Here is an 11,780-nt window from a genome sequence, read left to right as displayed (position 1 = left end):
CTGGCGTCCATCGAAAGCGGGTCCGGGGAGCTTTGCCGAGGGCCTGCGCTCGCCCGCGGCGGGCGCCGGGGGCGAGCAGAACAAGGAGTCGCGGATCAGAAATTATAATCGCCCATATTATCCTTGGTCACGCCGACCCAGCCGGCGCCATAGAGCAAGTTGGGTTTGGAGGCGTCCGGCGTCTGCAGTTTGTCATAGCCCGGCAAGCCAAGGTCCAGACCCGCTTTGATATCGGCGTTCTTCTTGTCGAGGGTCATGACGGCGAGTTCGTTCATCGCGTAGCCGGCGGCCGCCGGATCCCAGAACTGGATATAGGCGATGTCGCCGTCTTTCAGATATTGGCCGGCGACGGAAACCAGACCGGTGCCGGAAAAGAACACCTTGCCCTTAAGGCCGCGCTCGGCGATCAGGCGGCCGGCGCCGGCCGAAGTCGGCATAGGTCCGCCCAGGATGCCCGTCACGTCCGGATACGTGGTGAGCGCTTCCTTCAGCTTGTTATAGTCCTGGTTCGCGTCGTCGTAGGTCTCGAACCGATTGGTGGCCAGCGACATCTCCGGGAAATGCTCCTTCTGGTAGGCGATGCCTCCGTCGATCCACTCGTTCTGGGACTTCGAGGTCAAGCTGCCGACAGTGGCGACGTACTTACCCTTGCCGCCCATCTGCTTGCCCAGCACTTCCATCAGCTTGGCGCCGTAGGCCTTGTTGTCGAAGGCCTCGATGTCGTAATCGACGTTCTCAATGTTCGAGGCCTCGTGCGAGATCACGACAATGCCGTGGTCGCGAGCCTTCTTGAGCACCGGCTCCACCGCCTCGACAGAGAAGGGCACGATGCAAATCGCGTCAACACCCTGGGCGATGAGGTTCTCGACAAGCTGAACCTGCGCGGCCGCGTCGGCCTGGCTCGGACCGACCTCCCAGGTGTCGTGGCCCGTGTCGGTCTTGAACTGTTTCACGCCTTCCCGCATCCGGTCGAACCACGCGATCCCGTCAACCTTCACGACCGTGGCGATCGAATACGTCTTTCCAGACGCCTTGGCGGTCAGGTCGGAACGGACTTTAGACGTGTCGAGCGGGCCGGACGCGTGAGCGGATGCAAACGACAAAGCCAAAGCGACAGCGGCCGCAGACAAGGCTCTCAGCATGATCGTCCTCCCGGAGTTATCTCTTGAAGCTCCGTGCCGTAATCGTCACAGAGACTTTCCATTTGTTGCCCGGTCGCCATGGGCTGTCAACGGCGGGGCGGGAACGCCGGCGGCGTCAGGCGGGCGGCCGCCCCGATACAAAGCGGACGAAGGCGCCAGGGCGGGACGCGCCGGATTCGGACATTCGCCTGCGGACCGGAGCGGTCGATCCCCTTTTCGCGCAGGGAACGGATCCAGTCGACAGATCCGGCTGTTGGGGCTACGGATTCAGACGGCCTTGGATCCTCCATGGCGGATCGAGACGGCTCTTCGGGGGCTCCTTTCACCTTTCTCACAAGAGCCCGACGCGAGTCGTCACCTCAGACCAAGTCCTTCCGCCTTCCCTGTCTTTCGGATTCCGCATGCCCTCATCGCCTCGATCGTTTGATGTCGCCATTGTCGGCGCCGGCATTTGCGGCCTGGCTCATGCGCTGGCAGCGGCCCGGCGAGGAAAGCGTGTCGTCGTCGTGGATCGCGACCAGCAGGCCAACGGCGCGTCCATCCGGAATTTCGGCTTCGTCACCGTCACCGGACAGCAGGCTGGCGAATGCTGGCGCCGTGCGAGACGGTCACGGGACGTTTGGGCGGAGGTCGCCGAGGCGGCAAAGATTCCCGTGCTGCAACGCGGTCTTCTCGTGATCGCCAGGCGGCCGGAAGCCCGTGCGGTGCTCGAGCAGTTCCTCGCCACCGACATGGGCGCTCAATGCCGCCTCGTCGAGCCCGGACACGTGGGGACTTACGGGGCGGGCCTGCGGTCGGAGTTGTTTGCCGGGGCGCTCTACAGCCCGCACGAGATTCGCGTTGAGTCGCGCGACGCGATCCCCCGTCTCGCGGACCATCTCTCCGAGCGCTACGGCGTCGCTTTCTGGCGGGAGACGGTCGTGCACGCCGCGGCGGCGCCGCGACTGGAGACCAGTCGGGGGATCATCGAGGCGGATCTCGTCATCGTTTGCCCGGGCGACGATTTTCACACGCTGCACGCGGACCGGATCGCCGCGTACGGCCTGACCCGATGCAAATTGCATATGATGCGGCTCGCGCCTCCTCGTTTCGACGAGCGCCTCCCCGTGATCATGTCCGACCTCGGACTGATTCGCTATCTGGGCTATTCCGAATTGCCGGCGGCCCCGGCGCTCGCGCGCCGGCTCGCGGCTGAACAGGGCGAGCATGTCGCGAATGGCGTTCATCTAATCGTCGCACGCAGCGCGGATCATTCTCTGGTTGTCGGCGATTCCCATCATTACGCGGCGACGCCGAATCCCTTCGCGCCGACTGCGGTCGACGACCTGATCCTGGATGAATACGCCCAAATTTTCCAGAGCGATGCGCCGCCGGTGACGGAGCGCTGGACTGGAACCTACGCCTCGGCGAAGGATCGGCTGACCGTCGTCGACAAGCCATCGGAAGCGCTTCGTATTGTGCTCGTCACCAGCGGAACCGGCGCCAGCATTTCGTTTGCGCTCGCAGAGGAAGTCGTCGCGGATCTTTTCGACTGACCAGGAAGCACCCAGGCATGAAGCACGTCAAGGCGGTTATTTTCGATTGGGCCGGGACGGTCGTCGACTACGGATCGCTCGCCCCGATGGGCGCGTTCGTCGAGACGTTCGCCGAGTTCGGCGTCGAGATCAGCATCGACGAAGCGCGGGGCCCAATGGGCATGGCCAAACGGCCGCATATTGCGGCGCTGGCCGCATTGCCGCGGATCGCCGAGGCCTGGAAGCGGAAGCACGGCCGCGCGCCCACCGACGCCGACGTCGACGCGCTCTACGACGTCTTCGTGCCGAAGAACGTTTCAGTGGCCGCCCACTACGCCGATGTCATTCCCGGAACCGCAGAGGTTGTGAGCGCGCTGCGCGCCGAGGGCGTGAAGATCGGGTCGTCGACCGGCTACACCCGCGAAATCATGGCGAGGATCACGCCGCGCGCCGCCGAGCAGGGGTTTGCGCCCGACAGTCTCGTCTGCACCGGCGATACCCCCGAAGGCCGGCCGAGCCCTCTGATGTTCTACAAGGGCCTCATCGACCTCGACGTCTGGCCGGCCTGGCATGCGATCAAGGTGGACGACACGACGGTGGGCGTCGCGGAAGGCGTCAACGCCGGCGCCTGGGCGGTCGGCGTCGCCGTCAGCGGCAATGCTTTCGGCCTGTCGCTCGCCGACGCGAGGGCCCTGACGCCGGAAGAGTTCATGCGTCGCCGCGCGCGGGCGCGGGACGCCCTTTACGGCGCTGGCGCGCATTACGTGATCGATTCCGTGGCCGATCTCATCCCCGTCGTGGCCCAGGTCGAGGGACGCCTCGCCCGCTGCGAGCGGCCGTGACCCGTCCGGACTTTTGGCGAACGCGGAATCCGGCTTAGCGCGGCGCGGCCGACCGGATCGGCGCCCGCTCGAGCCCGAGCAGCAGAACCAGCGTCACGAAGACGAGGATCATCGTCAGCGCGGCGCCGGTGAAAATGTCTCCGCGGTCGGTCAGGCCGAAGATCGCGACCGGCATCGTCACCCAGCCCGGCGGATAGACCATGACCGTCGCGCCGAGCTCCCCCATCGACAGCGCGAAGTTGAGGCCGAACGCGGCGACCAGATAGGGCGCAATGAGCGGAAGCGTCACGTGCATCAGCCGGTAGGCGGGCCGCGCGCCCAGGCACGAGGCGACCTCTTCGTAGTCGGGCGCTAGGCGCGAAAGTCCGGCCGTTATGTTGCCGAACGCGAAGGCGGAAATCAGCACGTAGTGGGCGATGAAGACGATCGCGGTCGTTCCGTTGAGCAACAGCGGCTTCTGGCTGAACGCGACGAGCAGCCCGAGCCCGACGGATACCGAGGGCACCGCGCTGGGGATGAAGAACAGCAGCCCGAGCGCGTTGGCCCACCGGCCCGCCTGAGCGCGCAACGCCAGCGCAGCCCAAGCGCCGGTGACGAGCGCCAGCAAGCCGGCGACGAATCCAGTGACGAGGCTGGCGTAGACAGCGTCGCGCGCCGCGCCGCCAGTCGCGTCCCGATAGTGCTCCCAGGTGAAGCCTGTCGGCAATACGCCATTCCACTGCTGGGAGAAGCTCGCCAGAATGATCACGACGAGCGGCGCGACGAAGATCACTCCGAGAATCAGCGCGGCGAAGCTCCAGACAAGGGCTCGGCCCGACAGCGACCAGACCAGCATGACTAGGCTCCGAGTCGGCGCGCGGCGAAGCGGTAGAGGCTGGAGAGGGCGAGTGACAGCGCGACATTCACGATCGCGATCGCGCAAGCGCCCTGATAGTCCGACTCCTGGATCGCCTTGCTGTAGATCAGCAGCGGCAGCGTGATCACGCCCTTGGCGCCGATGAACAGCACGATGCCGAACTCGTTGACCGTCAGCAGAAGGCAAAGACTGCCGCCCGCAACGATCGCGGGCAGCGCCGCGGGCAGGATCACCTGGCGCACGATACGCAGCGGACGCGCGCCGAGCAGGCTTGCGACTTCGATCTGGCTGCGGTCGACCAGCGAAAAGGCGGCGAGCAGCGGTCGCAGAACGAAGGGGGTGTAGACCGTCACCTCCGCGAGGATAACGCCCCAGGCCGTATAGAGAAAATCGACTGGCGGATGGTCGAGGCCCAGGCTCGAGGTCAGCGCGCCGTTGAGGATGCCCGCCGAGCCATAGAGGAACGTGAAGGCCAGCGTCACCAGGAAGGTCGGCAGCGCGATGAACGTGTCGATGATCCGCGCGACGAGGCCCGCGCCCGGAAACGGCGCGAAGGCGAGGATCAGCCCGAGCGTCAGCCCAAGGACTACGCATCCGAGGGTCGAGGCGAGAGCAATTTCGGCGGTGTTGAGCAAGGCGCTAAGGAACGCCCTGGAGTTCAAGACATCGAACGCGGCGGCGAAATTCAGCGCGCCGGAATCGTCCATGAGCGCGGCGCGCGCGATCAGCGCCAGCGGGTAGAGGAACAGCAGTGCCAAAACGATCAGCGGCGGCGCAATCCACCAGCCGCCGAGATTGAGTTTGGCCGCGCGCGGCGCCAGCGCGACAACGTCAGACACGCGCGTCTTCCACGATCCGGTTCGCGTCAGCAGGCGAGAAGAAGAACGCCAGCTTTTCGCCGCGCGCGGGCGGGTTGGGCAGCCGCGTCGCGACGACACGCAGGACCGACTGGCCGATCTGAGCGACGAGGTGGGTCAGTTCGCCTTGCCAGTGGATCTCACGCAGTTCCGCCTCGATGCGGTTCGAGCGTTCATCGTCGCCGGTCAGGGTGAGATTTTGCGGCCGTACGCACAGGAGGCGCTCGGCGCCGACAGGATGATCGTCGCCGGCGACAACGACATTGGCCTCGCCGACCCGCACCGCGACAAAACCGCTCTTTTCCGCGTTCCCCGCGACGACCGCCGGCAACAGATTGGCGCGGCCGAGGAATTCGGCGGCGAAACGGTTGGGCGGGCGGCGATAGAGCTCGCCGGTGCGGCCGATCGCACTCAATTCGCCGTCCTTGAGAATCGCGATGCGGTCCGCGAGCGTCAGCGCTTCGCTCTGGTCGTGCGTGACGTAGAGAATGGTCAGGTCGGGCAGATCGGCATGCAGCCGGGCGATCTCCTCGACCATCGAACGCCGAATTTGCGCATCGAGCGCCGACAGCGGCTCGTCCAGCAAGAGCACACGCGGGCGCACCGCGAGCGCGCGCGCGATCGCCACCCGTTGCTGCTGACCGCCGGACAATTCGCGCGGAAAGCGCCTGGAATATTGCGACATGCCGACAATTCGCAAAGATTCCTCGACGCGCTGAGCGATCAGGTCCTTGGCGGCGCCGCGGGCGTTGAGCCCGAAGGCGACGTTCTCGGAAACACGCATGTGCGGAAATAGCGCGTAATTCTGGACGACCATCGCCAAGCCGCGCTCGTAGGGCGGCAAGTTGGTCACATCGGTTCCGCTGATGAGAATGCGCCCGCTGGCGGGGCGCACGAAGCCTGCGACCGCCCGCAACGCCGTCGTCTTGCCCGAGCCCGAGGGGCCGATCATGGCGAGAATCTCGCCCGCCGCCACCGCCATGGTCAACGGCTTCAGGACGACGGCGCCGCGATACGCGACGCTGACCTGGTCGAAGGTCACCCCCGAACCCGCCGTCGCTTTCGCCGCGGCGGCGACTGCAGACCGGCTGACGGCGGCGGAGACGGTCACGTCAGCTCCCGGTGACTTCGTGCCAGCGCTTGACGTCGGCCGGAAGGTCCTTGAGCACCTGGGCCCAGTCGGGCGTCCAGACGGTCACGCCCTTCAGGGCCTCTTGAAGACGCGTGTAGTTGGCGTCGGTGGGCGTTACGTCCTTGCGTACGGGAACACCGATCGCAACCGAGGAGACGGTCTCCTGAGCTTCCCTGGAGAGCAAAAAATCGATCAGCTTCTTGCCGTTGTCGGCGTCGGGAGCGCCCTCGACCAAGCCGATATAGTAGGGCAGCGGCAGTGCGGAATGCTCGCCGGTCGGCCCCGCGGGCCAGAAAACGCGGATATTCGGATCGTCGGCCATCTGCGACATGTTCATCTGCACGTCGCCGTTGGCGACATAGAGCTCGCCCTTGTTGACCAGCGCGGTCAGCTTGCCGGTCGACGCCGACGGGCCGACGTTGTTGGCCTGCAGCTTCTTGAGGAACTCGAAGCCCGCGTCCTTGCCGCCGAAGGAGTGGATGACCTGTAGCATCACCGCCGTGCCGTCGCCGGCCTGACCGGGAGTGGAATACTGGATCTTGCCCTTGAACTTGGGGTCGAGCAGTTCGTCATATGTGGCGGGCGGAGCCTTGAGCGCGGCGGAATCGTAAATGAAGCTGAGATAATTATAGACAAGCGGCCGATAGGCGTCGGTTCCGCCGTCGATCTGGGCTGCCGCGGCGGGCGCGAACTTCTGCAGGAGGCCTTCGGCCTCAGCCCGCTGGATGAACGGTGGCAACGTGACGAGAACGTCGGCCTGGGGGTTCGACTTCTCCTTTGCGACGCGCTCGACGATACCGCCGGAGCCGGCCTCGACATATTGCACCTTAACGCCGGTCGCCTTGGTGAAGGCGTTGAACTGGGTCTCGAACCAGCTGCCCTTGCCGTCATGCAGGCCGTCGGCCGCATAGATGGTGACGACGTCAGAGGCCGCGAAAGCGGGAGTCGCGATAGCCGCCGCGGCGGCAGTGGCGAGCAAAGCGCTCAACAGCGATTTCATGGACGGACCCTCGGGGAACTCGCAAAGAGTTGACAAGCGAGTAGGACCGGCATGTGAAGGGGCTATGACAGCCGGGAAATCGCCTCAGCCGCCGAGTTCGCCCAGCGCGTCGTCCAAAATCGTCATCGCCGCGTCGAATTCGTCGAGCGGGATGGTCAGCGGCGGACACAGCGTGACGACCCTGCCGCCGCCGAGCTTGAAGCTGAGGCCTTTGGCGAGGCAGCGATAAAGCAGTTGGTCGGCGAGGCCGGCCGGATCGCGGCCGCCGATCTCGACGCCGAAATAGCAGCCGAGACCCCGGACGTCCTCGATGTGGGGATGGCGCGATTTCATGTTGCGCAACCGTTCGAGGCCGCGCGTTCCCAGCTCCCGCGCTCGTTCGACGAGCCTTTCCTCCTCGATGACGTCGAGGGCCGCGAGCGCCGCAGCGCAGGCGACGGGGCTCTTTTCGTGGGTGTAATGGCCAAGCGCCGCGCCCGGCGCGCAGTCGAGCTTTTGCGCAGCGAGCATCGCGGCGAGCGGCATGATCCCGCCGCCGAGGCCCTTGCCGATCACCAGAATGTCGGGCGTCGCTCCCATTTGCTCGCAGGCGTAAAGCGTGCCGGTGCGTGCGAGGCAACTCGGAATTTCGTCGAAAATCAGAAGCGCGCCGTGGCGGGCGCAGGAGGCCTGCACCCGCGGCCAGAAGTCGGGCGACGGCGCCTCGACCGTTGTCCAGCGGATCGGTTCGGCGATGAGCGCGCCGACGTCGCCTTGCACCTCGAGCACGTAATCGATGTAATCGGCGAAGCGCTCGAACGGGCGGTCGTCGCCGAAGAAGCGGCGCGCCAGATCGAGCGGCGGCAGGTGTTCGGCGCCCGGGATCATCGGACCGAGCCCGCGCCGAAACAAGGCCTCGCCGCCGACGCCGATGGTGTCGAGATTGGCGCCGTGGAACGAGTCCCACAGCGAGAGCGTCTTGTGACGCCCGGTGGCGTAGCGCGCCAATTTCAGCGCCATCCCGACGGCCGCCGCCCCGCTCGGCGCGAACAAAACCTTGTCGAGCCCGTCCGGCGAGGTTTCGACGAGACGGCGCGCCAGTGTGGTCGCCGTGGAGTTTGCGTAGCGGCGCGGGCTGAACGGCAGAATCTCGATTGCGCGCGCGATTGCGGCGACGACCTTCGGATGGCCGTGGCCGAGCTGGTGCACGCTGTTGCCGTGGAAATCGAGGATGCGCCGCCCGTCGATGTCGGTCAGCACCGCGCCCTCCGCCCGCACGATCTCCGTCAGGCACGGCGTCGACAGCGACTGTCGCATGAAATAGCGCTCATCCTCGTCGAGCGCAGCGCGCGCCCGCTCGCTCAGGGACGCCCTCCACGCTGCGCGTGCTGGCGTTGCGTTCACGTCGCCTTCACTGTGCGGCAAGGCGGGGTCTTTCATCTTGCGCCGGCCAGATCGACGTCCATGTCGATGAGCGTCTCGCGCACCGCTTCGAGCGCGCCGCGCATGTCCTCCGCGGTGAGGCGGCCAATGCAGCCGATGCGAAACGAATCGGCGACGGTCAGCTTGCCCGGATAGATGACGTAGCCGCGCGCCCTCAACGAATCATAGAAGCGCTGGAAGTCGAAATTGGGGTGCTCGGGCGTGTGAAAGGTCGCAATGATCGGCGCCTGCAACGCGTCCGTCAGGAGCGTTCTAAAGCCGAGCGCACGCATGCCGTCAATCAGCACCCTTGCGTTATCGGAATAGCGACCGCGGCGGCCGGCGACGCCGCCTTCGGCCCAAAACTCCTCAAGCGCCTGATGAAAGGCGACGATGACATGGATCGGCGGCGTGAATCGAAACTGACCGGTCTTTTCGAAGGCCTTGTTCTGGTCAAACAAATCGAGCGTCAGCGTCGTCGCCTGTCCTTCCGTCCCGGCGAGCGCTTCGCGCAGGCAGATGACGAAGGCGAGTCCCGGGACGCCCTCGAGGCACTTGTTGGCCGAGGCGGCGACGGCGTCGAACGGGCCTTCCCTTGCGTCAAGAGGCAGCGCACCGAATGCGCTCATCGCGTCGATCAGAAGCCTCTTGCCATGCCGTGCGACGATCGCGGCGATGTCGTCGATCGGATTGAGGATGCCGCTCGTCGTCTCGCAATGGACGGCGAACACATGGGTTATCTCGGACGCCTCGGCAAGAATTCGGTCGACCGCAGCGAGATCGGGCGGCGTGTCCTCGGGCGTCTCGTGCAGGACGACCCTGCGCCCCGCGATCTCGAGAATGCGCCTTGCCCGCTGGCCATAGGCGCCGTTGACGAGCACGAGAACCCGGCCATGCTTCGGCGCGAAGGTCGTCAGCATCGCTTCGACGGCGAAGGTGCCCGACCCCTGCATCGGCACGGTGACATAGCGCCCCTCGCCGTGCACGACCTCGGGCAGGCGCTCCATCACCTGACGGTTAAGCGCGAGGAACGCGGCGTCGCGCGATCCCCAGTCATGAACCATGGCCTCTTTGACGGACTTAGAAGTCGTCAGCGGCCCCGGCGTCAGCAGCAGCGGATCACCGGTCTCGGACCGCGCGGGTCTGCGCAGCGCAGCGACTGCAATCATCGGAAGTCCTTCAAACGGTCAAGCCAAAGGGATAGGGAGGCATTGGCTTGCCTACTCTCAGCCTCATGGAGGTTGTGTGACAGGACGGGCTCATCGAATGAAAGGCTGCCGAGGAGGGCCCCCCTTCCTCGGCCTATTGCGGAGTCCGGTCCCGAGCATCACGAGTGGCTTCGTCGGAGCCGACGGGCTCGCTCAGGCCCAGGCCGGCCGGCAGACCTCTGCGGCATTGATCCCGTCGGGGCTATTGCGGCATCGGTCGCGTTGAATCTCGCGCAAGACCATACCACCGGTGCCTTCGCGTCCGCCCACTCGATCTGAGGACCGCAAGCGCGCCGACGAGCAGCGCGGCGTCGCGCTCGGGGTTCGTCCTCGGGTCTCCGCCGCCTCGCCGACGACGTCCGGCTGAAACGCCGCGCTTCAACCCGGCGCCGTTTGCGCGCGAGGCTCGGCGCGCCGCGGCCGCGCTTGCGCATCGAACAGCCGAGTTGTCGCCCTACGCGGCGGTTTTCGACCGACGTCCCTTCTTCGTCTCCTTGCGCATTTGGCCAAGTCCGATCTGTTTCGCCAGAGCCGAGCGTTGCGCGGCATAGTTCGGCGCGACCATTGGATAGTCGGCCGGCAAGCCCCACCTCTCACGGTACTCCTCCGGCGTCAGGCCGAGCGTCTTCAGGTGGCGCCGCAGAGACTTGAAGCGCTTGCCGTCATCCAGACAGATCAGAAAGTCCGGCGTGATCGACTTGCGGATCGAAACCGCAGGAGTCCTCGCAATCTCTTGGGCCGTGCTCTCCGCCGCTGTCCCATCCTCGCATCTCTTCACGGACCCATGCACCGCCTCGATCAAAGCCGGCAGTTCAGCGACCGGGAGAGAGTTGTAGGAAACGAACGCCGCCACGACACGAGCCGCAAGCTCGATGGAATTTGAATCACTCATGTTTGATTGACCTGGCCAACCGGTTTACGCGCAATGCGTTGCGCTCAAGGCGCCTCGATAATAGAGCGCGCAATGTAGAGCAATGGTAAATATTCAACCGCAATGAGATTCTCAAGCCCATCGCACTATTCTGACTGGAGGAGCGCACGGACGTCGCCGCGCGGCGCTTGGTCGAACACCTGCAGCGCTCCGGGTTCGCTGTGATGAAGCGACCGCCGGAGGCGGGCGGCTGGGCGGATTTTCCAAAGCTAGTCGTGCGACGGCGGGGCTCAGGCGCAATGCCTTCGCTTTTGGGGTCCTGAGTGGTTCCTGGACGGCTTGGCGCCAAGGCCATTGACGGTCGAAAGGCGTCCACATCCGAAGGATCGTGAAGGGCGGGAAGCCGACGGCCCGTTACGCGGTCTGCACCTTACTTACGCAGCGTGGTTGTGTCTCAATTGCTTCACGTAATCGAACACCTGGTCGACGACGCCAATCAGCACTATGGCCTCGATCACCTCGGCCTCGCTCGCGATGTATTGCTCCTGTCCTCGCGTTAGAGTAAAGCCCCCGCCATGCAGCGGACGGATCGTAGACGGACGATTTTGAGTTCGGGCTTGCTTTCCATGATGTGCGCCTTCGATCTCACCTCCGTTCCGAGGGAAAGTATATTTCTGTTTACGTAAGACGGTCATGTGATTTGCGCGTACCTGGATTGCATTGCTCGGGGCTTGAAACGGTTCGTCGAGGCGCGGCGATGCCGCCGTTTAGGCCGCAAATTTGGATCCGAGGCCGTTCAGCCCGATCCTCCGCATTCGCCAACAATTTCATGAACTTATTGATGGTACCGCCACCCCGGCTCGAACGGGGGACCTCTAGATCCACGATCTAGCCGTCATAGGGTCACTTGCTGTCGCGCCATATCGCACATTGTCTCTCAAGCGACTTGAAACAAAG

The 11,780-nt window shown here is 65.0% G+C and carries 10 protein-coding genes; 2 read left to right on the top strand and 8 right to left on the bottom strand.

Annotated elements, in window-relative coordinates; genetic code table 11:
- Positions 1 to 95 precede the first annotated feature (95 nt).
- Positions 96 to 1,142, bottom strand: coding sequence for an autoinducer 2 ABC transporter substrate-binding protein (locus tag ACLP25_RS08095; RefSeq protein WP_442468700.1), 1,047 nt, complete (start codon positions 1,140 to 1,142; stop codon positions 96 to 98).
- A gap of 401 nt (positions 1,143 to 1,543) precedes the next feature.
- On the opposite strand from ACLP25_RS08095, the gene ACLP25_RS08090 reads away from it, so the two are divergent.
- Together ACLP25_RS08090 and phnX are read left to right on the top strand one after the other, a co-directional pair.
- Complete coding sequence (locus ACLP25_RS08090) at positions 1,544 to 2,677, top strand: TIGR03364 family FAD-dependent oxidoreductase (RefSeq protein ID WP_442468699.1); 1,134 nt, start codon at positions 1,544 to 1,546, stop codon at positions 2,675 to 2,677.
- 17 nt (positions 2,678 to 2,694) lie between these two features.
- Positions 2,695 to 3,498: a phosphonoacetaldehyde hydrolase gene (gene phnX, locus ACLP25_RS08085; protein WP_442468698.1), complete on the top strand. Its 804-nt coding sequence runs from the start codon at positions 2,695 to 2,697 to the stop codon at positions 3,496 to 3,498.
- Between the two features lie 34 nt (positions 3,499 to 3,532).
- Here the strand turns inward: phnX and ACLP25_RS08080 are convergent, their stop codons facing one another.
- The 7 genes from ACLP25_RS08080 to ACLP25_RS08050 form a co-directional block, all read right to left on the bottom strand.
- Positions 3,533 to 4,333, bottom strand: a complete 801-nt coding sequence (locus ACLP25_RS08080) for an ABC transporter permease subunit (protein WP_442468697.1) — start codon at positions 4,331 to 4,333, stop codon at positions 3,533 to 3,535.
- A gap of 2 nt (positions 4,334 to 4,335) precedes the next feature.
- Positions 4,336 to 5,193 carry a 2-aminoethylphosphonate ABC transporter permease subunit gene (locus ACLP25_RS08075; RefSeq protein ID WP_442468696.1) on the bottom strand — a complete coding sequence of 286 codons (858 nt, stop codon included), beginning with the start codon at positions 5,191 to 5,193 and terminating at the stop codon, positions 4,336 to 4,338.
- Positions 5,186 to 6,322 carry an ABC transporter ATP-binding protein gene (locus ACLP25_RS08070; protein ID WP_442468695.1) on the bottom strand — a complete coding sequence of 379 codons (1,137 nt, stop codon included), beginning with the start codon at positions 6,320 to 6,322 and terminating at the stop codon, positions 5,186 to 5,188. Before ACLP25_RS08070 ends, ACLP25_RS08075 begins: the two co-directional genes overlap by 8 nt.
- 1 nt (position 6,323) lies before the next feature.
- Entirely contained in the window at positions 6,324 to 7,379 is a 1,056-nt protein-coding gene (locus ACLP25_RS08065) for a 2-aminoethylphosphonate ABC transporter substrate-binding protein (protein WP_442468694.1), read from the bottom strand.
- A gap of 48 nt (positions 7,380 to 7,427) precedes the next feature.
- Positions 7,428 to 8,762 carry a (R)-1-hydroxy-2-aminoethylphosphonate ammonia-lyase gene (gene pbfA, locus ACLP25_RS08060; protein WP_442468693.1) on the bottom strand — a complete coding sequence of 445 codons (1,335 nt, stop codon included), beginning with the start codon at positions 8,760 to 8,762 and terminating at the stop codon, positions 7,428 to 7,430.
- Positions 8,759 to 9,913: a 2-aminoethylphosphonate--pyruvate transaminase gene (locus ACLP25_RS08055; protein ID WP_442468692.1), complete on the bottom strand. Its 1,155-nt coding sequence runs from the start codon at positions 9,911 to 9,913 to the stop codon at positions 8,759 to 8,761. Before ACLP25_RS08055 ends, pbfA begins: the two co-directional genes overlap by 4 nt.
- A 493-nt stretch (positions 9,914 to 10,406) precedes the next feature.
- Entirely contained in the window at positions 10,407 to 10,844 is a 438-nt protein-coding gene (locus ACLP25_RS08050) for a MucR family transcriptional regulator (RefSeq protein WP_442468691.1), read from the bottom strand.
- Positions 10,845 to 11,780 lie beyond the last annotated feature (936 nt).

Source organism: Roseiarcus sp., from assembly GCF_052145395.1.
GTDB lineage: Bacteria > Pseudomonadota > Alphaproteobacteria > Rhizobiales > Beijerinckiaceae > Roseiarcus.
Note: the sequence above shows the minus strand (reverse complement) of the source record. Positions and strands in the feature narration are given on the sequence as shown.